This is a genomic window from Patiriisocius sp., from assembly GCF_051252435.1.
GTDB lineage: Bacteria > Bacteroidota > Bacteroidia > Flavobacteriales > Flavobacteriaceae > Patiriisocius.
The window spans coordinates 276,460-302,010 of record NZ_JBPOFW010000004.1 but is presented as its reverse complement, the minus strand read 5'-3'; the positions used below and the strand labels follow the sequence as shown (position 1 = coordinate 302,010).

Annotated in this window: 22 protein-coding genes; 11 read left to right on the top strand and 11 right to left on the bottom strand. The window is 37.8% G+C overall.

All coding sequences use genetic code 11. The features are described from left to right. Window positions 1-49 precede the first annotated feature (49 nt). The 8 genes from ACSHW7_RS11025 to ACSHW7_RS10990 all read right to left on the bottom strand — a co-directional run bounded on the left by ACSHW7_RS11025 (window position 50) and on the right by ACSHW7_RS10990 (window position 11,232). Entirely contained in the window at window positions 50-1,735 is a 1,686-nt protein-coding gene (locus ACSHW7_RS11025) for a hypothetical protein (RefSeq protein ID WP_435679401.1), read from the bottom strand. A gap of 20 nt (window positions 1,736-1,755) precedes the next feature. Then, the gene (locus tag ACSHW7_RS11020) at window positions 1,756-2,280 is read right to left on the bottom strand and encodes a hypothetical protein (protein ID WP_435679400.1); all 525 of its coding nucleotides are present in this window, start codon (window positions 2,278-2,280) and stop codon (window positions 1,756-1,758) included. 3 nt (window positions 2,281-2,283) lie between these two features. Continuing rightward, window positions 2,284-3,525 carry a DUF6638 family protein gene (locus ACSHW7_RS11015; RefSeq protein ID WP_435679399.1) on the bottom strand — a complete coding sequence of 414 codons (1,242 nt, stop codon included), beginning with the start codon at window positions 3,523-3,525 and terminating at the stop codon, window positions 2,284-2,286. A gap of 211 nt (window positions 3,526-3,736) precedes the next feature. Continuing rightward, window positions 3,737-5,692 (bottom strand): AAA family ATPase, encoded by a 1,956-nt coding sequence (locus ACSHW7_RS11010; RefSeq protein WP_435679398.1) that lies wholly within the window; start codon window positions 5,690-5,692, stop codon window positions 3,737-3,739. 145 nt (window positions 5,693-5,837) lie between these two features. Then, window positions 5,838-6,890: a hypothetical protein gene (locus ACSHW7_RS11005; protein ID WP_435679397.1), complete on the bottom strand. Its 1,053-nt coding sequence runs from the start codon at window positions 6,888-6,890 to the stop codon at window positions 5,838-5,840. Between the two features lie 100 nt (window positions 6,891-6,990). Then, window positions 6,991-8,337, bottom strand: a complete 1,347-nt coding sequence (locus ACSHW7_RS11000) for a microtubule-binding protein (RefSeq protein WP_435679396.1) — start codon at window positions 8,335-8,337, stop codon at window positions 6,991-6,993. Between the two features lie 242 nt (window positions 8,338-8,579). Next, window positions 8,580-9,797 carry a GAF domain-containing sensor histidine kinase gene (locus ACSHW7_RS10995; RefSeq protein WP_435679395.1) on the bottom strand — a complete coding sequence of 406 codons (1,218 nt, stop codon included), beginning with the start codon at window positions 9,795-9,797 and terminating at the stop codon, window positions 8,580-8,582. A gap of 292 nt (window positions 9,798-10,089) precedes the next feature. Then, window positions 10,090-11,232, bottom strand: a complete 1,143-nt coding sequence (locus ACSHW7_RS10990; protein ID WP_435679526.1) for an acyl-CoA dehydrogenase — start codon at window positions 11,230-11,232, stop codon at window positions 10,090-10,092. A gap of 147 nt (window positions 11,233-11,379) precedes the next feature. Here ACSHW7_RS10990 and ACSHW7_RS10985 point away from each other — a divergent pair, with 147 nt between their 5' ends. The 3 genes from ACSHW7_RS10985 (at window position 11,380) to ACSHW7_RS10975 (ending at window position 13,747) form a co-directional block, all read left to right on the top strand. Beyond that, window positions 11,380-12,474, top strand: a complete 1,095-nt coding sequence (locus tag ACSHW7_RS10985; RefSeq protein WP_435679394.1) for an anhydro-N-acetylmuramic acid kinase — start codon at window positions 11,380-11,382, stop codon at window positions 12,472-12,474. Between the two features lie 35 nt (window positions 12,475-12,509). Beyond that, window positions 12,510-13,241 (top strand): hypothetical protein, encoded by a 732-nt coding sequence (locus ACSHW7_RS10980; protein WP_435679393.1) that lies wholly within the window; start codon window positions 12,510-12,512, stop codon window positions 13,239-13,241. A 71-nt stretch (window positions 13,242-13,312) separates the two neighbouring features. Continuing rightward, window positions 13,313-13,747 (top strand): DUF2452 domain-containing protein, encoded by a 435-nt coding sequence (locus tag ACSHW7_RS10975; RefSeq protein WP_435679392.1) that lies wholly within the window; start codon window positions 13,313-13,315, stop codon window positions 13,745-13,747. 15 nt (window positions 13,748-13,762) lie between these two features. Here the strand turns inward: ACSHW7_RS10975 and ACSHW7_RS10970 are convergent, their stop codons facing one another. Then, window positions 13,763-14,089: a hypothetical protein gene (locus ACSHW7_RS10970; RefSeq protein ID WP_435679391.1), complete on the bottom strand. Its 327-nt coding sequence runs from the start codon at window positions 14,087-14,089 to the stop codon at window positions 13,763-13,765. A gap of 124 nt (window positions 14,090-14,213) precedes the next feature. Next, window positions 14,214-14,462: a hypothetical protein gene (locus tag ACSHW7_RS10965; protein ID WP_435679390.1), complete on the bottom strand. Its 249-nt coding sequence runs from the start codon at window positions 14,460-14,462 to the stop codon at window positions 14,214-14,216. 376 nt (window positions 14,463-14,838) lie between these two features. Between ACSHW7_RS10965 and ACSHW7_RS10960 the strand changes: the two genes are divergently transcribed. The 8 genes from ACSHW7_RS10960 to ACSHW7_RS10925 all read left to right on the top strand — a co-directional run bounded on the left by ACSHW7_RS10960 (window position 14,839) and on the right by ACSHW7_RS10925 (window position 24,120). Further along, the gene (locus ACSHW7_RS10960) at window positions 14,839-16,065 is read left to right on the top strand and encodes a Glu/Leu/Phe/Val dehydrogenase dimerization domain-containing protein (protein WP_435679389.1); all 1,227 of its coding nucleotides are present in this window, start codon (window positions 14,839-14,841) and stop codon (window positions 16,063-16,065) included. A 28-nt stretch (window positions 16,066-16,093) separates the two neighbouring features. Continuing rightward, a complete protein-coding gene (nhaD, locus tag ACSHW7_RS10955) occupies window positions 16,094-17,476 on the top strand; it encodes a sodium:proton antiporter NhaD (protein ID WP_435679388.1) in 1,383 nt (460 codons plus the stop codon). Between the two features lie 46 nt (window positions 17,477-17,522). After that, window positions 17,523-18,221, top strand: a complete 699-nt coding sequence (locus tag ACSHW7_RS10950; RefSeq protein WP_435679387.1) for a MotA/TolQ/ExbB proton channel family protein — start codon at window positions 17,523-17,525, stop codon at window positions 18,219-18,221. Window position 18,222: 1 nt separating this feature from the next. Beyond that, window positions 18,223-18,615, top strand: coding sequence for an ExbD/TolR family protein (locus ACSHW7_RS10945; protein ID WP_435679386.1), 393 nt, complete (start codon window positions 18,223-18,225; stop codon window positions 18,613-18,615). Between the two features lie 108 nt (window positions 18,616-18,723). After that, the gene (locus tag ACSHW7_RS10940; RefSeq protein ID WP_435679385.1) at window positions 18,724-19,557 is read left to right on the top strand and encodes an energy transducer TonB family protein; all 834 of its coding nucleotides are present in this window, start codon (window positions 18,724-18,726) and stop codon (window positions 19,555-19,557) included. Window positions 19,558-19,618: 61 nt separating this feature from the next. Beyond that, window positions 19,619-20,311, top strand: coding sequence for a hypothetical protein (locus ACSHW7_RS10935; RefSeq protein ID WP_435679384.1), 693 nt, complete (start codon window positions 19,619-19,621; stop codon window positions 20,309-20,311). A 64-nt stretch (window positions 20,312-20,375) separates the two neighbouring features. Beyond that, a complete protein-coding gene (locus ACSHW7_RS10930) occupies window positions 20,376-22,898 on the top strand; it encodes a VPS10 domain-containing protein (protein WP_435679383.1) in 2,523 nt (840 codons plus the stop codon). Window positions 22,899-22,902: 4 nt separating this feature from the next. Next, complete coding sequence (locus ACSHW7_RS10925; RefSeq protein ID WP_435679525.1) at window positions 22,903-24,120, top strand: bifunctional folylpolyglutamate synthase/dihydrofolate synthase; 1,218 nt, start codon at window positions 22,903-22,905, stop codon at window positions 24,118-24,120. Here the strand turns inward: ACSHW7_RS10925 and ACSHW7_RS10920 are convergent. Further along, complete coding sequence (locus ACSHW7_RS10920) at window positions 24,117-25,550, bottom strand: DUF389 domain-containing protein (protein WP_435679382.1); 1,434 nt, start codon at window positions 25,548-25,550, stop codon at window positions 24,117-24,119. The two genes, ACSHW7_RS10925 and ACSHW7_RS10920, sit on opposite strands and share 4 nt — an antisense overlap. Between the last annotated feature and the right edge of the window lies 1 nt (window position 25,551).

Genomic DNA, 25,551 nt, shown 5'->3' with positions numbered 1-25,551 from the left:
AAATTTCTTTCGGGCTGGCAGTCGAAACCTCTTTGGAAATGACGTTTATTTAATTCAAACTATCCAAAACCCTCTGCGCAGCAGCTCGCAATGAATCATTGATTTCTTTTTTTCGAGATACTGAATCTGTTTCAATTAAAGGAATTTCTTGATTTATATCCATATCCTTTCTCGAAGAATTTAAAACTTCATCACTCAAATTTTCACTGGTTTGCCAGGTTTCTCCCATTTGATTTAAAATGGTTTCTTCCCAAGTTGAAGGATGTTTTGCATCTACCCAAATTACATCTCGGTATTCCGTGTCTATCAATGCCAAATCTGGTGTTGCGGCTCCGTCAAACTTTTTACTATCGTCTCGTTTTGCCGCAACAGTACTTATGACAAACATACGTTTACGACCAGCAATTTCCTTGATGAATGGTCTAAATTCTACCGGTTTATTGACAGACCAATCATACTCTTTTTTCGATTCGATTACCTTAAGTGGCATCGCACTCACGCCAGCAAGTCCTTCTTTTTTCGCACCGTGATTGTAGTAATATAATTTTTCGGTTCCATCTGCGGGGACTAGAACGCTAAACGCTAAACTCGTTCTTTCTTCGCCAATAGGCTCCAATCCAAACCAATGATACAATCCGTTAAAAGCATCGTACGGCATTCCTGTAAAATCAAAATCGGTTACAAAAGGTTGCTGGTTTTCGTCGTCTTTTAAATCTGGAATTTTCACGGCCGTTTCCATATTCCAAGGTAATGGGTCTGTAAACCCACCGAGGAATTGCAACGATTGCGCTTGTAGTCGAGATACCTTTTCGGCGAGCGTATTTTGTCTTGTGAGAAAGGGGTATTGTTGTGTCTCTTCTGGAGAAACGTAGGTTCCTTTTCCGATGGTAATACGTTCAAAATAATCTTTTGTGTTATGCTCACCTGGCTCAATAATCATCACGCCGCCATAGGAAGGATAAGGAAAAAAGAAACCTTTCCACTTAATCAAACTCACGACTTGGACCCATTTTCCGCTATCGTTTTTCATATAGAAAACCTCACTGGGCTCTAGGGTAAATAATTGAAAAAAGTTGAAACGTTGCACAACCGCATTGTACGTATTTCGTGAAAATGCCAAGGATTCACCAATGGCAAACGTTACCGGAATCCTATTTTCTCCTGCAAATCTAGGAAATGGTGATGTGCTCGCTACTGCGAAAATTTCCTCCGTATTGTCACTCATTCTTTGCCATGAATATTCCTTTGCGGGTTGCACGGCCATCGTCCATTGGTTTACGCTATCCACACGAACCAATTGTGGTGGAGAAACTTCTTGCGTTTCGCCGATAGACTCATACGCCATGGTAACAATGTTGTTGTATGGCTGAATGCGTTCGTTGCGAGTGAGTGGTAATTCCTCAATTTCAACAAGGTCAAGGTTGTTGAATACATTATAAGTTTGCATGTAATTATACAATCCTGTTTTCCAACCTAAAAACCAACCCGTAGCAAAAAAGAGAACAATCCCTATTAAAATCAGGATGCGCTTTCCAGCGCCCACAGCAGCTCTAAATTTTGAGAGTGTAAACCACAGGAATACTCCACTCAATAAAATAATGAAGATATATTTCCGAAGAAACAATAATGCAGGTTGGTAATCATCTCGTAGAAAGAACAATAGCAACAACAAAATCACCCCACCGATAATCACGATGCGTTTTTGTTTTCCTCCTTTTTGCCAATATGTTTTCATATTACTTTGTTTATTGTTAATCACTTAATCATTCCCTTATCCTTAAATCTGTCTCTTGCGCTTTTCTTTGGTGCTTCTTCAGTTTTGGTTTCGTTTTTTTGTTGGGGTTTTGGTTTCTCGGTTTCAAAGTTGTCTTTTATATCATCAACAAAATCTTCCACGCGGTCTTTTCCTTTTTCAAATGCTTGCTGTAAGGCTTCTTTTTTAGTCCTTTCCGAAGCAAATAAAAAGATGGAAGCTATATAGCTACCAATAATTGTCCCCACGATTGCCGAAACAAAATACTGCACGTAAAAAGCATTTATGGGTGTTGCAAAACTTACAACCACTGCAGCGATTACAAAGAGTAATGTGATATACACTAAGCGTAACAAAAAGGGTTGCAAATGGAAAAAGCCTTTGCGGTTTTCAGGTTTCATTTGTAGCTCATCGTTATGCGTAAGGTGGTTGATCCAGCGATACAGGCGATTGCTTTTTGATTCGCTCCAATAAATGATAATCCCAAAGAGGATGGCCAAGACAAATACAATGATTTCTAGTGTCATAATTTAGTTTTTTATAGCTTTATTAATCGTTTCAATCGCCCAATGTTGATGTGACACATTCCAAGTTAGGTACGTTTTGTAAAATTGCGCTTTATCATACCAATACAGATGCAAAATATCCAGCGGCGAAATTTTAGAAAGGAGTTTCCAGATCAATTCTTGATGCTCCAACTCCAAGGAAGAGTGGGGTTTGTGCAATGCTTTGTAATAGGCATCACTCACAATATCCTCCCGTTTTGTTTGATTGCTCAGCGCAAGTTTATCGAGATATAATTCCACACCCATGATTTCCTTTCGTGTTTCAATATCGAGTTCGTTGAGGTATTTTTTAAAGAGAAATGTGTTCTCTAAAATCTCATCGATGCCGTGTTCGGGATTTGTTAATTTTTGGGCAAATACTTGTTTTTTAATCCGGTTATAACGCTCGTCGTTGACGACAGATTTTAAATCAATTTCAGCAATGAGATGGTCGTTTAGTAAGTCCATTAGTTCGTCGTGACTTTGATGAAAAATCATCACATCGTGGTCGGTATCTTTAATGGCTTTTTTAAACATTTCGATATCTTCAAAAATCATAATTTCCTTGATGAAATCCCGAAGTATAAAAACACCGCCGAAAGCCCTTGTGTAAAAGGAAGACACGTTAAGTGATAAAGGTTCAAAGTTTAATTTTCGGGTACGTAAATCACCATATTTTTTGGCTGAATCCAATAATTTATGATGAATTTCTCTATCAATAAAGTTGTTTCCTTCGTTGAATATTTTAACCAATTCTTTTTGCTCTTTTTGACGTTTTGGCAAGTCATTGAGCAAGCTAAAACTTACCGAAATATGCTTGTATTTTAACAAATCAAACGGACTATAAAAGGCGTCAATATGTTGGTCAAGATGCACACAAATGGCGCTGTCCTTGGTAATATCTCTAATCTGTTTACTGTACGCAGTAAAAATGGCGTGCATTAAATCACGGTCAAAACTATGCGACGGCATAAAAACGGGCTTCCCTTTTTGTTCTGGCGAAATGATAATCGCATTGGGGTTTGCATCGCCTACGTTGAGGTAATAGTTCTCGTTTTTTTCTTCGGAAATTTCTGGACTCCAACCCATTGCGTCAATCGAAAAATATGATAACGCAGTCGGTTTGACGCCGAGCATAGCAAGACAGTCATTATAGCGTTGTGCCAATGACCCCGAAATGGGAACCAACCCACTACCAAATAATCCTGCTTCTTTTAATTTTTTCATCTTTAGTGCCTGTGAAGGCGGGTATTTTTATTGTCCTCTCCCCAGCCCTCTCCACAGGAGAGGGAGCTAGTTGTATTGTTATTCACTATTTTTTGATTTCATTTAATATTCGTCTTCGTTTGCATTTCGACTGTGCTCAATGTGACAAAATCTATTTGAAAAAAGAAAGCCTTTAATTCCCCTCTCCCTCGGAGAGGGTTAGGGAGAGGCCTTAATCTCCAAACTCCTTCCTCGCTGCTAGCTGCACTTGCATATCGTGCACACGTTGTTCTACTTTTCGTTTAAAATCTGTATCTGCAATCGTGGCAACGTTGTCGAGGTAGCGCACTACTTCTTGTCTTCTAATATCACTAAAGTTAAGACCTTTCATATTCGCTTTCATTAATTCTTGCAGCATTCCAAACTTAGTGTCATAATCCTTTTTAAAATATCTTGTTGGGTCGTTGAACCATTCTTCGGGTAAATCAAAATCTGTTAATCGCAATGAAATGGCACTTTGAATATTTCGAATATCTCTCGAGGAGAAAAATGGAAAAGACTCTTGCACATTTTTATACAATTTGGCATAAAATAAGTGCTGATCTGTGCCGTGTAATTTTTCAGTTTTTTGATAGATTTCCAGTACTTTTTCTTCGGAAGGTTTATCGCTTACATTTAAGATTTCGCCTAAATTTTTAGCCAATCCCTGCGCCGATAAAAATGTATAATCCTCCGGATTTTTCATCTTTACGAAATCGGGCATTGTTTTTTCAAATTTCCGCCACCAAATAAAATCTTGGTCAATAAAATCTGGAATCGTTCTGGCTCCGTCAATTTTGAAACGCCCCTGCACACGGTTGATAACGGCTTTGTCGAGCATTTCGGGCAAATTTGTAAATAGCCCTATGCTGGAATTTCCGTAGTTAATTGCGTATGCGCCTTCAGTATATCTCAAAAATACACCAATGACTTCCTTTACACCCGCCGAAACGCCTTGCGCGGTTCTTTCCTGCAAGTTGTTTTCGGCATCATCAATGGGAGCGAAAATCAATTTTGTGGGGTCGCTCAAAGGTTTCATCCACTGTACCATTTTCTCTGCACTTCCTCCTTGAAATGTTGAAATCAACGTATCTGGCATGGGATGAAATAAAAACGGAATTTCCAATTCGTCGCAATGTTTTTTGAGTCGGGTGGCAATCGCGGCGATGAGCATACTTTTTCCGGTACCCGGAATTCCGTAGCCCATAAAAACTGGCATAAATCCACCCAATTCTTGAAACGGATTTTTCTTTGCGGTAAAATCGTAGCTCAACATGCGCTCTGTCAATCTGCGGGCAAAGTGTTTTGCGTCGCGGTTTCCCACGATTTCTTCAAATTCTATTTTATTGAATTCTACACTTTTTGCTGTGCCTTCATTTGCGTTTTCCCATCCCGAAACCGCATATTCGCTTTTCTCTAATTTATAGGTGCGGTCTGTTATGGTTTCGGTGTAATCTAATGAGCTAATGCGCATTTGTATTTCTGAAATGATTGCTTCAAAATAGACGATAGTAAAATTGATGACATCTTCGTCATTGGCAATCATATCTGGGTGCGCAAGGTATTTGTCGTAATAAAATAACAGACAGGAAATTCCTTTGAGTGGTGACGCAAATGACAATTCTGGAATGCCAGCAAACTTGTTTTTCATCACAGAAAGATCATCTGAAACCGAAGGTCTCAAATCAAATAAAATTCGCGTTGCAATGCCATGCAACATAAATGCCGTCGCGGTTTGCATTTTACTGTCGTATTCTCTTCGTTGCGAAACGTCGAGGTTTGACTTTTGTTCATTCAAACCAGACAATCCCGATGCATCATAATAACTATCCTTTAACCAAATGCCCATCGTCAATCCTTCCTGCAACGCAAAAAGAGATTGGTTCAATCGCAACGGAATAGCAACCGAATCTGGCAACAATCGCTTTTTTAAACCCAAAATAGTTTTTGATACCGACGTTACATCATTCCCCGCCGTGCCGTTTGCTTTTGACAAATAGAGCAGGATGGAGGTGTCTTTTTGGTCCTTGTCGCGTCGTTGCGCTTTCCCGCCCTGTTCCCATTGCACGCCTTTTAAATAGGAAGTTGCTTCATCACGTAGCGCGTTGAGTTCGGTTAATTTTATAGGAAATGTGCTGTTGTGTTCCATGTTTGTTTTGTGCTTTTTCTACTTCGGAAATGTTACTTTCCTTTATAATGTTACCGCAATTGTCCTTTCGAGCGCCCGCCAGACATCTTCGGTTTATTTGTCTAAATTATTTTCACCCTAGAAATTTCCGAAGTGAATATCATCTTTATAATTTTAATGCAGGGATTTCAATGGGTGCCTGCGTTAGTGAATTTAGAAATTCTGGGATGTTGTCGTGCAGTACTTGCAAAATTCTGTGTGACGTAAAAACGTACGACTGTGGTTTTTTTGACTCCCAAATCTGTAAATATTGTTTGTTAAAAAAGCTTCCTTCACTAAAAGTATCAGTACTATTGATTTCCTCCAATCGCATGGAAATGGCATACGCCGAAATGTCCAATGTTTTATTGATAATCCCTTTTAAAATTACGTGCGTTATCTCGAGTTCGTCTTTAGCAAATACATTGTGTAAAGGTCCAAGGTCGATTTTCCGAAGTTTTTTGGGCAATACTTTGGGTAGCTTTTTGTCAATGGCATACGCCATCATATCGAGGGACATATTTCGGTCTGCGACGCTTTCGATGACTTCATAGATTTGCTGGGTGTAGCTTTCAAGTGTTTCTTTATACAAATCGAAATACATAAAGCAAACGAACGGTCGGTTGTGTACTACATCGTAAAATGACCAACTCACCATATATTCGCCATTCGTTACATCTTTGTTGCGCGTAATCTTTCCTTGAATAAACTTCTTGAAAATATACTTTTGCTCCACTGAAGCATAATACACAATGGAAGCCGCTTGGTGCAATTTGAAATCGCTGACTTCTTCTTTGTCCTTTAATAAGGTTTCTAAAAACTGAGTTTTTAAATCTTCAACCTTTGGCAACTTGCTTACATGCTCATGTTTCAATGCCAAGTCATTATACAGATATCTAAATTCCAGAAAATTTGGGAAACCGCTTTCGGTTAAATCGATACGCATTTTCTCCTCGTCGTCAAAGAGGTATTTTATTCTAAAAGCTTCCAACGAATAGGAGAGAAGCTCTGCATATTGCGAGATAAAAAGGATTTCCATTTCATTGCAAATCTGCTTTTTTGACAAGCTCTCCACCAGTGAATCAAACGCATGCGCCACAATTTTATAATAGACTTTGTACTGCTCTTTGGTTTCAAGAACGGCACTGTCAAGTGGGGTTTGTATTTGGTTAATGGACATGGTAAAGAAGTTATGAGTTATGAGTTGAAAGTTAAGAGTTTCAGGTTGAAAGTCATTTTAAGACACACATAACTTTCAACATGAAACCTGTAACTACTTTTTAACTCAACAAATCGTCTTCAACATCTGCAGCCGGTTTGGGAGGAGTTTGGTCTCCGCCAGTTGGTGCTGGGGCGTCGCCATCTGTTGCGTAGTATTCTTCAAAGATTTCCTTCATGTCAATACCATAACGGTCTGCGAAGTTTTGTTGGATTTTTGCATCTTTTTGTCTTATTTCCTGTAATGATTCTGCATAACTACCATAAACACCTTGCATTACCTTTTCATGAACTGGAATATTGTCCATCATATCTTGTCTTGCTTTTGCACTTGCCGTGTGCATTGCTGCTAATGTCTGCCCAATGTGCTCATCTGTTTTTACACCTAAGTGCTCTAAAATGGCAGCAAATTCTTGGTCTGTTCTCGCTTTTAAAGCAACGATGTATCCATCGTAATACTTGAGTCTTTCATCTGTGTCACTTTTCAGCTTTGCTCTATGCGTTTGCAAGTTGCTGCGTAGCGAAGTCAATACTTTAATGGTCAAGTTGTGTTTGTGGACAAAACTATCTTTACTCGCGGCGAGTGTGGTGTAGGCGTTTTTCAATCCTTCCAGTTCCTCCACTTTTTGCTCAATGGTGGTCACTTTGCCAATAGCCTCAGAATACGCGGCAGTTTGTTTGTCTGCAATCTCTTCAAGTGCTTGTCTTGCTTGCTTTAAAAGTGCGTATTGCTCTTCTAGTTTGTCTTCTGTTTCTTTCTTTTTTTCTAGGGCTTTTGTGTGGTTTTTACTTGCCTCAACGATTGCTGTTTGCAACTTTTCTTCCACTTCCTTGATCTCTACTTCACGATTTTTTAAACGTGTAACGGCGGCCTGCGACTTGTAAGAAAGTTCGTTTAACAATGTTTGCACATCTGCACTCTCAATACGTTCTTGGAACATGGCTTTTGCCTTCATATCTGCGCCATCACGTTCCGCCTGTGCTAATTTAAGTTCCGCTTCTCTTTTTTTGATTTTGGCTTTACGTCCCCAAAGGTTATTCCACCAATTATCTGTAACGGCTTCTGCTTCTTCGAGTTCTCTTTTTGCTTTTTCAAGTTCATTTTGAGCGTTGTCGATTACCTTTTGTTCATCTGCGTTTAGGGTAGAGAATTTCTCAAAAATTATCCCCACTTCATCTTGATAGTCTGTTAAGTCTTTAATGGCATCAAGTAGGGAAGACCTGTCTTTTTCTGCCATGCCCACAACATCATCGAGGGTTGCATTTAATATTTTTTGACGCGCTTCTGGGTCATCTTCTTGGGCTAGCTTAGACTTCATTTGGTCAACGGCTTTCCCCCAGTTTACTTCTACTTTTTCTTGTTTTTTTGAAGAAGAGTCAGTTTCTAATAAGTCAAAATCATCGGACATAAGTATGGCTGTATTTAAGGGTTAAACTAATAAAAAATTGGAGTATCAATTTCGTAAAAATTATTGAGGTGCGAAACCGAAATTTGAAAAGCTTTCCCTGATTTGTCGTGAGGGGTTACATTTTGTTACAATGGGGATTTGGCGAAGTAGCTTATTCAGCTTTTCGGTATAAGAAAGCTCCTTCGGTAAATGGTGATGTTAATTGAAGGTGTTTTGGGTTTTTGTTGAAATTAATTGGTGTTCTATGTGTTGAATCCAGCATCGCTCTTTGTTTTTATGGGCATTGAAAATTCAAAAACTGTTTTTTCGTTGGTTGAGTTTACATCAATTTTACCTCCGTGAGCCTTTGCTATTTCTGAAGAAATATACAATCCAAGCCCTAAACCAGACTTATTATTGGTAGCATTGGTCGTGAAAAAAGGCTTGAATAAATTTTGGATTCTTTCCTCTGGAATTTTATCGCCTGAATTTGTAACCTTTATTGAAAATAAACCATCTTGTGATTTAATTTGAGTTGTAATTGGTTTGTCGAGTGCACCATGTTTCATTGCATTTCCTAGAAGGTTTGAATAAAGCTGGCAAATCCTATTGATGTCACATTGAAAATCATCAACTAAATCAATATTAAAATTGATTTCATGTTCTTTGTCCACTGTTTTTATTTCTTTTGAAACTTGCCTCAGTAATTTTTTTAGTGCTAATTTATTATCAGAAAGTTCCAGCCTTATTCCATCACCCAAATGTCCTTTGGCAAAATCGAGTAGATTGTCAATTAATCCCTGCATTCTATACGATGTAGATTTTATTGTGTTTGCTTGTCTTCTTCCAATTTCGGGAAGTTCCATTTGCAATAATATGTCTGCACACATTCTTGTGGTTCCAACGGGATTTCTTAAATCGTGACCTAATATCGCAATAAATGTTTCTCGCAATTCTCCAACGTGTTTTTCTTCTTGAAGACTTTTTGAAAGTTCGCCTAATTCTTCTATTGCGTCCAAATGAAATGAAATAAGTTGCGTATAGAGCGAAAACAAATCCCTTACTTCTTTGTTTTCAAGTTTTGCAGGTTCTGGATCTATTGCACAGAGTGTTCCAAAAAAATCGCCATTCTTTCTATAAATAGGGTAGGAGATGTAACTTTGAAATCCATATTGTATTGGTGTAGGGTGATTGAGAAAGCTATCGCTCTTTTTTACATCTTCAATTATCACTGGATTTGCATGTTGTCTTATTTCGTTACAGATTGTAGTTTCTAAAACTAACTCATCGCCTGTGTTGAGCCCAAAATTAATTTCGTCTTGAGAAATACAAGTAATCCATTTTTCATCTGTTACTCTTGCAACTGCGGAAAAGCGCATTCCAGTTGTTCGACAAATAATATTTAAGATGGAAGGTATTGCACTAATCTGCACAATATTCTCTATATCATTCTGTAAAGATGGACTCAATGTTGTATTCATTTTTGGAAATTAGAACCCTAAAGATACCAATTAAAACAATATATTATTTATTAAGAGGATGGGTGAAATATTACTAAATAAAAATTGTACGCTATATTGAAATTAAAATCCCTATAAAATACTGTATTGCATATTTTTACTGAGTCTTACATACTTTAGATTTTTTAGAAACAAATCCCGAAAATCCCCACCCTTAAAATTTTCGCCGCTAGGCAACCCACAAAATAACTCACAAAAAAATCGCCTTGAAATCAATCAAAGCGATTTAATATATTATTGAAAGCGGCTAAAATTAATCTCTCAACAATCCTCTTGAGATTACGATTTTCTGAATTTCAGAAGTTCCTTCGTAAATCTGTGTAATTTTTGCATCACGCATCATTCGCTCCACGTGGTATTCTTTAACAAATCCGTTTCCGCCGTGTATTTGCACTGCCTCCACAGTAACTTCCATGGCAACTTTACTGGCTTTTAATTTTGCCATTGCGCTGCTCATGTCGTAGTTGTTACCATTGTCCTTGTCCCAAGCACTTTTATACACTAGGTAGCGTGCTGCCTCGATTTCAAGGTGCATGTCTGCCAATTTAAAAGCGATGGCTTGATGGTTACATATTTCGGTACCAAAAGCTTTTCTAATTTTTGAATAATCGCGCGCCATTTCGTAAGCACCACCAGCAATCCCTAAGGCTTGTGCTGCGATACCAATTCGTCCACCCGAAAGTGTTTTCATCGCAAATTTAAATCCAAATCCATCTGCGCCTATTCTATTTTCCTTAGGTACTTTTACGTCGTTGAAATTCAAGGTGTGCGTATCGCTACCTCTAATTCCCAACTTGTCTTCTTTAGGTCCCACTTCAAAGCCATCCCACGTTTTTTCTACGATAAATGCGTTGATGCCGTGATGTCCTTTTTCTTTATCTGTTTGTGCGATTACAAGGTAAAAGTCTGCAGACCCACCATTTGTAATCCAGTTTTTTGTACCGTTTAATAGGTAGTGGTCGCCCATGTCAATCGCAGTTGTTTTTTGCGATGTAGCGTCACTTCCAGCTTCGGGTTCGCTCAAGCAAAAAGCACCAATGGACTCTCCCGTGGCAAGCTTTGTGAGGTATTTTTGTTTTAGTTCTTCGGTTCCGTAGGCTTCAATTCCGTAGCAAACCAATGAGTTGTTTACGCTCACAATTACTGAAGCAGAGGCATCTACTTTGCTCAACTCTTCCACGACAATCGCGTACGATAACGCGTCCATTCCGCCACCGCCGTATTTAGGGTCAACCATCATCCCGAGGAAACCAAGTTCGCCCATTTTCTTCACTTGCTCTGTAGGAAACTCTTGCTTATTATCACGCTCAATAACGCCTGGTAATAATTCTTGCTTTGCAAAATCACGTGCAGCATCACGTATCATTAAGTGCTCTTCGGAAAGTGTAAAATCCATAATACTAAATCGTTTTCGTTTGAAAATTTTTGGGACTGCAAAGATACGGGTAAATGAGGTAATTGCAAACTGCATAAAAGGAGAACTTTTTCGTTAGGTCTGCATTGTTTTTATTTATCTGTGTCGTTGTAAAGTGTACCTTTGGGTATGGGTACTTCGGAAATTTTAATCAAACAAAAATATCACGTCATTGGCGTTATGAGCGGTACTTCGCTTGACGGTATTGACCTTGCCGAAATTTCATTTACAATTTCAGAAACTGGAATTTGGTCTTTTGAAATACGCAAAGCCGAAACGATACCTTATGTTGAAATTTGGAAACAACAATTACAGCGTGCTATTTCATTTTCGGAAACAGAGTTAATTGAACTCAACAAAAAGTACACCCGTTATATTTCCGAAGTTATAAAGACGTTTATTTCAAAACATCACCTCCAAAAAATTGATGCCGTTTGTAGCCACGGACATACGATTCTCCATCAACCTCAAAATGGTTTTACGCTGCAAATAGGCAATCTTCCAGAAATTGCACAATTGATTGGTCAAAACGTAGTTTGCGATTTTAGGGTGAAAGATGTGCAGTTAGGTGGGCAGGGAGCGCCGTTGGTACCCATTGGCGATAGGTTGCTTTTTAGTGAATACGACTATTGTTTGAATCTCGGCGGATTTGCCAATGTCTCTTTAGAAAAGAAGGGCAAAAGGATTGCTTACGATATTTGCCCGGTCAACATTGTATTGAACGAATATGCAAATTTACTTGGATTTCCCTACGATGATGGAGGAAATATTGCCCGAAATGGAACCGTGGATACCGAAATTTTAAAAACATTGAACCAATTGCCATTTTATGAAAAAAGGCCTCCAAAATCATTGGGTTTGGAATGGGTAAAAGAAACGATTTTTCCCATTCTTGAAACTTCAAAAATGAATTTGGAAGACAAATTGGCTACGATGACTGCGCATATTGCGGTTCAGCTTGCGAGGCAATTCAAAAGCAATTCAAAAGTTTTAGTGACCGGGGGAGGTGCGTATAATACTTTTTTATTAGAAGAAGTGAAACGTTACGTAGCAATCCAATTAATTGTTCCAAATTCGCAGCTAGTAGAATTTAAAGAAGCGCTGATTTTTGGTTTGTTGGGAGTTTTGCGATTGCGTGGAGAAGTTAATTGTTTGTCAAGTGTCACTGGTGCAAAAGCAGATTGTTCTGGAGGGAATATTTTAATTTATAATAAAGGTGTTTAACTCAAACTGGCTATAATTTTATCTAAATTTGAAACATGTGGTATTATCTCATTCTTGCAGTTCAAATTTATTGTTTGTATCATGTTTACAAGCATCAAAATAAAGTGTATTGGTACTTTATTATTTTGTTAGTTCCGGGTCTTGGTTCTCTTGTTTATTTGATAACACAAGTGTTTTCTGAGCGTGATGTGGTAAAAGTTCAAAAAGATATAACGGCAATCGTAAATCCCACGAAGAAAGTAAAGGATTTAGAACAAAAAGTGATTTTTGCTGATACATTTCAGAATAGAGTAAATGTCGCGGATGCGTATTTTGAAATCAATGATATTGAAACAGCTCTTGAAAAATATCAAATCGCACTAACTGACCCTAGTCATAAAAGTGACTACTATGTAAACTCACAATTAATAAAATGTTTTTTTGAAAAGGAGCAGTACGCAGATGTCATTGCAACTGCTTCGATTATTAAGTCACATCCAGATTTTGATAAATCGACGGCTCAATTTTACTATGGTCTTTCGTTATATAAGGTTAAAGGGTTTGATGCTGCACAAGAAATACTTAGAAAAGTAGATAGGCGTTATTCCAATTATGAGGAACGATTACAATTGGCTCGCTTTTTCATAGAGAATGACCGGAAAGAAGATGCAATTACTTTATTAGAAAGCTTGGTGGAAGAAGGGGCGAACTTGACAAAAACCAATAAAAGATTGCATGCTAAAACCTTTGCTGAAATTTACGCACTAGAAAAGGAAGTGAACAGTTAATTTTTCAAGATAATCCCCCAGTACTTTTTTATGTTTAATGCTCTTAAAGTATCTTTGAACAAAAATTAAAAATGGCTTCGGAAAAGAGCAAAAAACCAGACCAAGTAGTATTTGATGAAGAGACCCAAAAGTACGCTGCATCGCTTACTCCGTATGCCACAAATCTAGGTGCGCCAGCCATTATTCCAGACGATATTACCTCGTGGAAAAACACCAATATTAATAAAGTAAATCATCAATTCAAATCGCAATTTGATGAGCTAAAAGCGCAATACGATTTGATGATGAAGCAGTTTGAATATAATAATATTATATACTCGGCAAAATTCAGTTTTGAGCCAGTCCTCGGCGAAATCTACCATCTCTATCGCAAAGCAAATGGTGATGTTTGGCTTTCACTCATCTCTCCTCAAGAATGTAATTGGGATTTTGTGGGAACCTTTAGGCTCAATAGCGGTAAGATGTGGGAGCGTATTGATAAAGAAATTGCAGAAGAGGAAGAGTAATTTTAAAAAATGGAGTTACTCAGTAGTTTTGCCAAAAACAGTAGCAAGGTCTTTAGCGAGTTTCTCAAATTCAATAAGCTGTTTCTCATTACAAAGTGATTTAATGTCTTTAAAGTGATTAAAGTGCAGCAACTCAATTTCTTTTTGAATTTTACCTATTTCCGAAGTTAACGAATCGGCTTTTTTGTACATCAAATTTCCAGCTAGTAATTGGTAGAGTTCAGCTTTAATTTGAGCAATTTTTGCGTCTTTTTCCTTTGTGACAACTCCATGTGCATCGATTAATTCCAAATACTGTTTTAATTGTCCGTCATCAAATCCAAGTCTTTCTATAATGACCATTTTAGGGCTATGATGTGCTTGTGTTTCAAGAGTATTTGAGACTTCCGGTTTTTAAATTAATAGCCCGATAAGGATAAAATTGATAAGTAACAATCCAATAATCAATATGATAAAAACACCTTTTTTAGTCATGATATAAGCTATTGTTATTGATAGAAATAATCTCAGTTACGTTGTGATGTGATTGAAATGTTTTTTTGACCAATATTGTTTCAGTAACTACAAAAATAAGAGAGGTTGCAACAACCGTAATGAGCCAAGATTTTGAAATTCGATTTGAGGAATTATTCGATTTTTTGAAAAATGCATCCCAAGTATCGGGCGCCTCATTTTCATCATGTGTATTTTCTTTATGGAAGAAAAAATGTATCATACCCTTACTTTTTTTGGTGGTTTACTTCAAATAAAATTCGGGGGATACTTTAAAGATAAGAATTTTATGCGTAAAATTTTTAAGTCGAATAAAAATATAATAATCTATTGATGTCTTTATAAGGTGTTCTTTGAGTCAAAATTTATTGCTTAGTTTGTATCTAAAATTTTAAAAACATGTTGGAAACTATCTTAGATTTTTCTTAAAAGAAAGGTAAACACCTTTTCAATTTTTTATATTTGTTTCTGAAATTTTACCAATCAAAAAAAATGTTTAAAATGAATCAATTATAACTACGCCAATCACATTTCCGAAGTAATAAGAAATTTAGAAGGCACATTAATTTTAAACATTTGCCGCCAATGCGGTGCAAAACATGAAAGAACTACTCAAAAAGTACGAAAATAAAGAACCTGAAATAGTATTCCATTGGAACGACCCAGAAACCGAAGCAGAAGGCTGGACGGTCATAAACTCATTAAGAGGTGGTGCTGCTGGCGGAGGAACAAGAATGCGCGTGGGATTGAATGAGAACGAAGTATTGTCACTCGCAAAGACAATGGAGGTTAAGTTTACCGTATCTGGTCCTTCGATAGGCGGAGCCAAATCTGGTATTAATTTTGATCCAAGCGATCCACGTAAAAAGGGCGTTCTTGAACGTTGGTACAAAGCGGTTTCTCCATTATTAAAATCATATTATGGTACGGGTGGAGACTTAAACGTTGACGAAATCCACGAAGTAATTCCTATTACAGAGCAAAGTGGTGTTTGGCACCCGCAAGAGGGAGTTTTTAACGGCCACTTTACCCCAACAGAAGCAGATAAAATCAATCGTATTGGGCAACTACGCCAAGGGGTGATAAAGGTTTTAGAAAACACAACATATTCACCAGATGTTTCGAGAAAATACACGGTGGCCGATATGATTACAGGCTACGGCGTTGCCGAAGCTGTGCGTCATTATTATGATATTTACGGCGGCGATGTTAAAGGAAAACGTGCCATCGTACAAGGTTTTGGAAATGTGGGAGCTGCAGCTGCGTATTATTTGTCCCAAATGGGAGCCAAGGTCGTTGGCATTATTGATCGAGCAGGTGGAATTATAAACAAGGATGGATTCAGTTTTGATGAAATCCAAAAATTATTCTTAAAGAAAGACGGAAATACATTGGTGGCAGATAACATGCTATCTTTTGAAGAAATAAACGAGCAAATCTGGACGTTGGAATGTGAAGTTTTTGCTCCATGTGCAGCATCGCGTTTGATAACCAAAGAGCAAATTAGTAGCATGATTGACACAGGACTTGAAGTGATTAGTTGTGGTGCCAATGTGCCATTTGCGGATAAGGAAATTTTCTTCGGAAGTATTATGGAATATACAGATGAGCGTGTTTCTTTAATTCCAGATTTCATTAGTAATTGTGGTATGGCGCGTGTTTTTGCATATTTTATGGAACGTAAAGTGCAAATGACAGACGAGGCTATTTTCAACGATACATCCATGACCATTAAAAATGCAATTCGGAATACATTTGACAACAACAGTACAAAAACAAATATTAGTAAAACCGCATTTGAGATTGCACTAAAGCAATTGGTATAACTACAAACTTTAAAATAAACCTCACTCTATGGAAGCAATTATTATATTAATATTTGTTATTGGTTATTTATCGATAACGCTAGAACATCCACTAAAACTCGACAAAACGGTGCCAGCTCTTATAATGGCAGCTTTAATTTGGGCGGTTCTCGCTATAGGTTTTCATAATGGATGGTTTGATGTTATTGACACCTATGAAAACTCATACAATTTTTTAAGCGGAGGTGAGGAAGCCGAACACGGTTTTGAAAACACGCTGTTACACCATTTAGGAAAGACTGCGGAAATATTAATATTTTTAATAGGTGCGATGACCATTGTAGAAATCATTGATCTACACCGTGGATTCGAGATATTAAAAGGAGCGGTTCGTACAAAAAGTAAGCGTAAGTTACTTTGGATTATTGGAATATTAGCTTTTGTATTATCTGCAATTATTGATAATTTAACCGCAACAATCGTATTAATCACGTTATTAAGAAAGCTTATTGTAAATAAAGAAGAACGTCTTTGGTATGCTGCGCTCGTGGTTATAGCCGCTAATGCTGGAGGTGCATGGTCGCCCATTGGAGATGTAACAACAACGATGCTCTGGATCGCTGACAATGTAACAGCAGCGGGCTTGATTGAGTTTGTTGTAATCCCATCAATTGTGTGTTTTGTAATTCCTTTTTTCATTGCACAATATCTTCCAGCATTCAAAGGTGAAATAGAAGTAGACACCACCGAAGATGAAGTTGCTGAAAGACTTTTAAGTAGCAAAACAATGTTGTTTTTAGGTTTGGGTATGATTGTTTCGGTGCCTATTTTTAAAACCATTACGCATTTACCACCGTATATTGGGATGATGCTCGCACTTGGTGTAGTATGGCTCGTTTCAGAATATATTCACCCAGAAGAAGATTTTACTAAAGAGCGTCGTCAGCAATATTCGGCTCACAAGGCTTTATCGCGTATTGAGATTTCATCGATTCTGTTTTTCCTCGGAATTTTAATGGCAGTAGCCGGATTAGAAAGTCTCGTTTACGGTGTAGCCGAAAACGGTGACCCGGTTGGTACATTACGTTATTTAGCCGAAATTTTACAGAGCGCCATCCCTAACCAAGATGTTGTGGTAATGTTATTGGGAGTACTATCTGCAATTATTGACAACGTACCACTCGTAGCTGCGTCAATGGGTATGTATGATTCACCAACCGATTCGGTACTATGGCATTTCATTGCTTACTGTGCTGGAACAGGTGGAAGTATGTTAATTATTGGTAGTGCAGCAGGTGTTGCCGCTATGGGAATGGAGCGTATCGATTTTATTTGGTATCTAAAGAAAATAACTTGGTTGGCATTCATAGGTTTTATTGCTGGAGCTGGAGTATTTTTACTTATAGAGCGAGTGATATTCCATCACGTATAACAATTTAATTTCGCAATCACCGTTAACTTTTTAAACCTATCTATTTATGCTCAACTCCTTGATACAGGATGGTGCCGCAGATGCAGCACAATTGGAACCCGAAGTTACTGAAAAAACGCTCTCCATTATGGAGCTCATCGTCAACGGTGGGACGGGAGGAATGATTATAATTGGTACACTTGCCATCTTACTTTTTGTTGCATTGTACGTCTATTTTGAACGTCTTTTTGCGATAAAAGCGGCTTCAAAATACGATGCCAATTTTATGAACCAAATAAAGGATAATGTTTCCAGCGGAAATTTGCAGGGTGCCAAAGTATTGTGTGCAGGACATAATACACCAGTTTCGAGATTGACCGAAAAAGGGATTTCGAGAATAGGAAGCCCTTTAGAGGACATAAACACAGCTATTGAAAATGCTGGTCGACTAGAAGTATACAAACTTGAAAAAAACGTGAGTGTTCTTGCTACCATTGCGGGAGCTGCTCCAATGATTGGTTTTTTAGGAACCGTAATCGGTATGGTTTTAGCTTTCCACCAATTGGCAACCAGTAGCGGTCAAGCCGAAATGGGACTCCTAGCCGAAGGTATTTATACCGCGATGACCACAACCGTTGCGGGATTGATAGTGGGTATTATTGCATATATGGGTTACAATCACTTGGTAGTAAAAACCGATAAAGTTGTACACCAAATGGAAGCTACAGCGGTTGACTTTTTAGACCTTTTAAACGAACCCGCATAATATGAATCTACGCGGAAGAAATAAAGTAAGCCCTGAGTTTTCAATGAGCTCAATGACAGATATTGTCTTCTTGTTATTGGTGTTTTTCTTATTGACTTCACCTGCAATTACGCCCGATGCATTAGATTTAATTTTGCCAAAAGCAAAAGGTAAAAGTACCAATGTTCAAAAAGCAAGCGTTAGCATTACAAAGGATGGTGCTTATTATGTAAACAAAGAGCGCGTTAGCGAATACGAAATTGAGAAAACTTTAATTGCAGCCTTCGCAGGAGTTGAAGAACCCACGCTAATCTTAAGAGCCGAAGAAGGGGTTCCTATTGAAGATGCCGTTTTTGTAATGGATATTGCAAATAAAAACAGTTTTAAGGTAGTCCTAGCTGTAAGGCCCAATTGAGACTTAAATGTAACTCAAAATTGAAGTTGAAAAAGTTTCAAAAAATATAAAATCTTTTTCCTGAATACTTTTTTATAATACTAATTTCCCTTAACCCTAAATCGTCCAATGTCCTTTTTAGATACTGAGCATAAAAAGAAAAGCATGACTGTCACAGTGATTTTATATTCACTGTTAATTCTACTATTGTTCTTTTTTGGGATGACGTATTTAGACCCACCTCCAGAAGAGGGGATTGCAGTTAATTTTGGTACTACGGAAACGGGAAGCGGAAACATACAGCCAACCGAAGCAATTAAAAGCGCTCCAAAAGTAACAACACCACCACCCGTTTCTGAACCAGAACCAGAGGTTAAAGAGGATGTTGTTACACAAGATACCGAGGATGCCCCAGTAATTAAAAAAGAAAAGAAAAAAGAGGTTAAAAAAGAGACTCCAGTAAAAGAACAAACTAAAAAAGAAACACCTAAACCACCGGTTCCAGACCCAGAGCCCACACCAGATAAAAGTACAACAGATGCACTGTCAAGTATTCTTAATGGACCAAAGAGCGATGGCACAGCAAAAGGCGGTGAAGGCAACGATAATAAACTCGGCGACAAAGGAAATCCCAACGGAGATCCAAATGCAAAAAACTACTACGGAACCGGTAAGGGTCTAGATGGTGATGGTAATTATTTGCTAGGAGGAAGAAAAGCACTGAATAAAGAAAAATTTGTTCAAGATTGTAACGAGGCAGGTACCGTTGTAGTGAGTATTGAAGTGGACCGTAATGGAAAAGTAACCAGCGCAACACCGGGAGTCCGTGGGACAACAAACAATTCGCGTTGTTTGTTAGAACCTGCAAAACGCGCTGCTCTCGCGACAAAATTTAATCCTGACGACAAAGCTCCTGCTAAACAAATAGGTAAAATAATATATCGTTTTAGTCTTTCTGAATAAATGACTTCTACACTTTTCAATGTCAAGAAAAATGATACATTTGTAAGTAAATTCTTATAGATTGCGCGAGAAGTTACTTACATCATTAACCTTGTTCATCGGACTATCATCAACGGTAATATTGGTTTTTCTAAATAAAGATGTATCGTTATATTTAAAACTTTTATTTTTTTCGCTGCTCTTTGTCTTGTATTCCTACAAACTTCAAAAGTTTAATACATTATTATTCTTAGCCTTAGGGAGTTTAGCTGTTGGTGAAGTTATTCTTTCTGACGGGATGATTCACAATGCTTCTTACATTATACTCATGTATGGTTTGTTTTTTACATTTGCTTCATTATTGATTATGCCAATCATACGAAAAGCAAAAATTCAAGCTAAGAATATTGATTTAGCCACCGTTGTAATTGGCGGAACGACCTTTATATTTATTGTAGTTTCCATATTTCTTTTAGGTACCCAGACTTTTGGTAATTATTTTCTTTTCAGTATTGGAACAATATCTTTTTGTCTGTTTGTAATGTCGTGCCTTTATATCTCAAGCCTCTACGAAATTGATAAAAGTTTCTATCTGTTTATGGTCGGGATTGGATATATCTTTTACTGTGCAGGGACTATTTTGTACGAGACCATATTTCCCTCAATTTATATTCTAATCACGGTTAATTTGGTTGAAATTATTGCGTCATTCTTGTTTGTTAGATTTCTAATTCATTTTTCTAAAATAGAAAATACCCAAAAATCGTTGGTATAATTACAACCGCTCTCGGTATAATCAAAACGCTAATTTGAGTATCTTTAGTTTTTAAACTTTTGATATGAAACCTTACCTTGCCTTTGCTTCAATCGCGTTGTTTTTTTATGGATGCGGAGATTCTTCTACAAATATTCAGAATACTTCTTTAACTACTATTTCCGAAGAAAAAACAACGAAAACCCCACACGATTTTATGTTTATGCAACGCGCATATCCAAGTGGTGAGCTGAAGCCAAATGCAATCAAAGAAGCTTCTATTTGGAAAAGAAATGAACTTGCTAAACGAAGTTCGTTGAGTGAGGTCTGGGAGTTTGTTGGACCAATAACTACGGGTGGTCGCATCACAGATATTGAAATTCCAATTGATGATAGCGATACTTATTATGTAGGTGCTGCATCGGGTGGAATTTTTAAAACAACCGATGCTGGCGTAACGTTCAACCCTATTTTTGATGACCAAGACATGCTCTCCATTGGTGATATTGAAATTTCAAAAGTGGATTCAAATATCTTGTGGGTAGGAACCGGAGAAGTAAATGCTGGAGGTGGCTCGCTCGCTTATGATGGTGATGGAATTTATAAAAGTGAAAATGGGGGGGTCACTTGGGAATCAAAGGGGTTGCCAGATGTTGGAAGTATTGGAAAAATACTTATAAATCCCACTGATGAGAATACCATTTTAGTAGGCGCAATGGGACCGCTTTTTAAAAATGACATAAATAGGGGAGTTTACAGAACTACCGATGGCGGCACAACGTGGAACCAAGTCTTATTCGTGAGTAACAAAGCAGGTATTATTGATATGGCAATGCACCCAACTAACGGAAACATTATCTACGCTGCTAGTTGGCAACGCGAAAGAACAACCGAAAATAGAATTTACGGAGGAGCAGATTCTGGACTTTGGAAATCTGTTGACGGGGGCACAAATTGGATTGAAATGACAAACGGACTTCCCACAGCAGCTGCACAAAAAGGACGTATTAGTATTGATATTTCTCAATCTAACCCAAATATATTATATGCTCGTTATGCTAACCGAAATGGAGGAATACAAGGAGTTTACAGAACTCAAAATGGGGGTGATAGTTGGCAAACGGTGAACTCAAGTTCATTGACAGATGTTGGATTTCATTGGTGGTTTAGAGGTATTGTAATAGACCCAGAGGACGAAAATATTATTTATAATGTAGACTTTGAAGTTCAAAAATCTACTGATGGAGGTCAAACGTGGAGCGATGCATTTCCCGGCGCGCATGTGGATCAACACGCTCTTGCTTTTACAGCACAAGGTGCTAGCAGGGTATTGCTGGGGAATGATGGTGGTCTTTACACTAGCTCAAATGAAGGTGTAAGCACCACAAAAATTGAAACATTGCCTATCACTCAATTTTACAGAATGTACGTTGACGCGCAAAATGATGACAAAATTTATGGGGGCGCACAAGATAATAGCACGGTAAGGACAACAACCGGAAGCGCTACAAATTGGTCAACTATTTTTGGCGGTGATGGTTTTCAACCTTTGGTGGACCCAACGAATACCAATGTAATTTATGCATTGTCTCAAAATGGTAACTTAGGTAAATCCACTAATAACGGAACAACTTTTAGTAGTGCTTTAAATGGTATTCCGGCCTCAGATAGGAACAATTGGGACACTCCAATAACCTTTGATCCCTCAAACGCTCAAACCCTTTATTACGGAACCAATAAATTGTACAGAACTACAAACGCCGCAGCAAACTGGACTGCCATAAGCCCAGATTTGACAAATGGTGCTTCTTCTGGGAATCTTACTTTTGGAACAATAATCAGCATAAGTGTTTCACCGTTGGATAGCGATATTATCTATGTGGGGACTGATGATGGCAATGTTTGGGTAACGCAAGATAGTGGCACTAATTGGGATAATATTTCTAGTTCGCTTCCCAATCGGTGGGTAACAAAAGTACTTGCCGATAGAGAAAATATAGGTGGAGTATATGTCACTTTCTCTGGATATCGTTTTGGTGAAAATGAGGGACACGTATATCAAAGTTCAAATTTCGGTGGTGATTGGAGTGACATTTCCGCAGGGATTCCAGATATTCCTGTCAATGATATTGTAAAAGATATCAATGAAATTTTATACGTTGGGACAGATATCGGGGTCCTCGCATCGGGAGATAATGGTCAGACTTGGATTCCACTTGCCGCAAATTTACCATCAGTTCCCGTGACCGATATGCACATCCACGAGGCGAGTCAATATCTCTACATTGGGACCTACGGAAGGTCGATATACAAGATAAATTTAACGAGTGATATTTTAGCTTTCAGCGAAAATGAGCCAGAAAATACCCTTATTGTGTCTCCCAATCCAGCCAATGATTTTATTGATATTCAATTAAGAGGAAATGCCGATGCTACAAATAAAATTGAACTTTATGATGCATTGGGAAGGTTGATTACTTCGGAAATTTTAAATTTCAGAAATAAAAACCAAGCACGATGTAATGTATCTCAATTTCCTGCCGGAGTGTATTTTTTGAGTGTTGAAATTAATGGAGGTACATTGACAAAAAAAATAATTAAAAAATAAAGCTATCGTTTATAAAGAAGCTATCAACTGGTTATTCCAGCAGCTCCCCATGTATCAGCGAGTGGGCAAAACGGCTTACAAAGCCGATTTGTCAAACACCATTTTACTCGCCAATTATCTCAATAATCCCCAAACCAAATTTAAATCCATCCATGTCGCAGGCACCAATGGAAAGGGTAGTACGAGCCACATGCTGGCGTCAATTTTACAAGAGGCTAGCTTTAAAGTGGGGTTGTACACTTCGCCACATTTAAAAGATTTTAGAGAACGTATCAAAATCAATGGTGAACTTATTCCAAAACGAAATGTGACAACATTCGTAAAAAACCACAAATCATTCTTTGAAAATAACCAACTCAGCTTTTTTGAAATGACGGTGGGACTTGCTTTTGAATATTTCGCTAAAGAAAAAGTAGACATTGCAATTATTGAAGTAGGAATGGGAGGTAGACTGGATAGCACAAATATTATTACACCAGTTTTGTCAATTATCACAAATATAGGTTTTGATCATACACAGTTTTTGGGTTCAACGTTACCTCAAATTGCAAAAGAAAAAGCAGGAATTATTAAAGAAGATGTTCCAGTAATTATAGGCGAGTACAACAACGAAACCCTTCCGATTTTTGAAGAAATAGCTAACGAGCGAAACACAACTCTTTATAAAGCCTTTGAAACTAAAGGTGCTTTAATGCCTTCAGATTTAAAAGGAGACTATCAAAAAAGTAACATTCGTACGGTACAAACAGCGGTACAAATTCTGCAAGAAAAAAACTATCCCATAGGCATACAACATCTTGCAAAAGGACTTCAAAATGTCATCAAGAATACCGGTTTGATGGGGAGATGGCAAGTGCTTCAAACAAAACCAAAAGTTATTTGCGATACTGCACATAACAAAGAAGGATTATCAATAACAATGAAGCAATTGGCTGCCGAAAAATTTGACAAACTTCACATCGTTTTAGGGATGGTGAATGATAAAGATTTGGATGGGGTTTTACCATTGTTTCCAAAAAATGCAGCGTATTATTTCTGTAAGCCAGATGTTCCGAGAGGTCTTGATACAACTACCTTGTGGAAGGGCGCAGCAAATTTCGGATTAGAAGGAAATGAATATATTTCAGTACAAAAAGCCTTAAAAGCAGCACTCAAAAGCGCCGCAACAAAAGATGTGATTTATGTGGGAGGTAGTACATTTGTGGTCGCTGAAGTTGTTTAATATTCAGATACTACTAATGTGTCTAATTTCAACTTTAGTTTTAAAAGATCACCAATTTTTCTGCTGTTCTCAGCACGCTTTCTTTGATTAACTGTTCTATCCCATGAAACATTGAATACACTTATGGTATCGGTTTTTTCAAAAGTTGTATTGATTCTTTTTGAATAGCCAAACGCTGTGAGTCCATCAAAAGTTACCTTTAATTCTTTACTTATATCTTGAAAAGCAATCCCTTTTTCGTTAACGCTAAGGCGAGCGACTTCATTTTCCAAAAATGTAATTCGGTCATCTTTATCGCGGAGGCGTTGCTCGTTGTTAGCGTATAATTCGCTTAAGATATCGGCTTTGAGATTGCCACTAATTTTTTCGGCAAGTTCCCCGCTATTATCTGCGCCTTGGTAAATAAGCAAATTAGATTCGCCTATTTTTTCAGAGTTTTTCAATTTAGTTCGCCAATCATCAATTGTGGATTGTGGGACCGGACGCCCAATTAGATAAATTTGGATGTTCTTTGTTTTAAAATCCTGATCAAATTTCACTACTTCTGCACCTTCATATTTTATGGTATCCTTTATGAACTCCTTGGTTTTGTTCGTGTAAATTTGGCCTTGTAATAAATTGTAAAATAAAATAACGCTAGGGATTACTACTACAAGTGCCACTAATGAAGCAACTTGCGCAATGCGTCTTCTACGTTGAGAATTTGCATAACGTACTAATGGAAAACGTAAAATTTTTGCTACGATAAAAGTTGCTAATGCAATAAAAACTGCATTGATACAAAACAAATACATGGCACCTCCAGCATACGCCATGTTGCCAATGGCAAGACCATAACCCACCGTACACAATGGTGGCATTAAAGCTGTAGCAATAGCGACACCAAAAATAACACTGGCTATCGTTCCACTTTTTGTTTTTGCCACAATAAGTCCCAGCCCTCCAAATATGGCAACTAGTACGTCAAGAATTGTTGGATACGTTCTAGCGACCAATTCTGGAGTTTCCTCGGTTAATGGGGATACCCAGAAATAAAATGTTGCGGTCATTACACTCAAAATTACCATCACACCCAAATTGATAAACGAGCGCTTCATCGTTTCTACGTCATTAATGGCAACGGAAAGTCCTATACCAACAATAGGCCCCATAAGTGGCGAAATTAACATGGCACCAATAACCACAGCAGTACTACTCACATTGAGCCCTATGGAGGCAACGAAAATACTAAAGATCAAAATCCAAGAGGTGTGTCCCTTAAAAGAAATATCTTTTTTTACAGCATCGATAGTTGCATCTCTATCCGTATCGCTATGGATATCAAACAATTCAATAAAGAACTTTTTAATGCCTTCCCACGCCGTCAATTTTGTGTGTTCAAATTCGTCCGGTGAAGAATTAGGGGTAATATTGATATCCTCTTTGCTCATT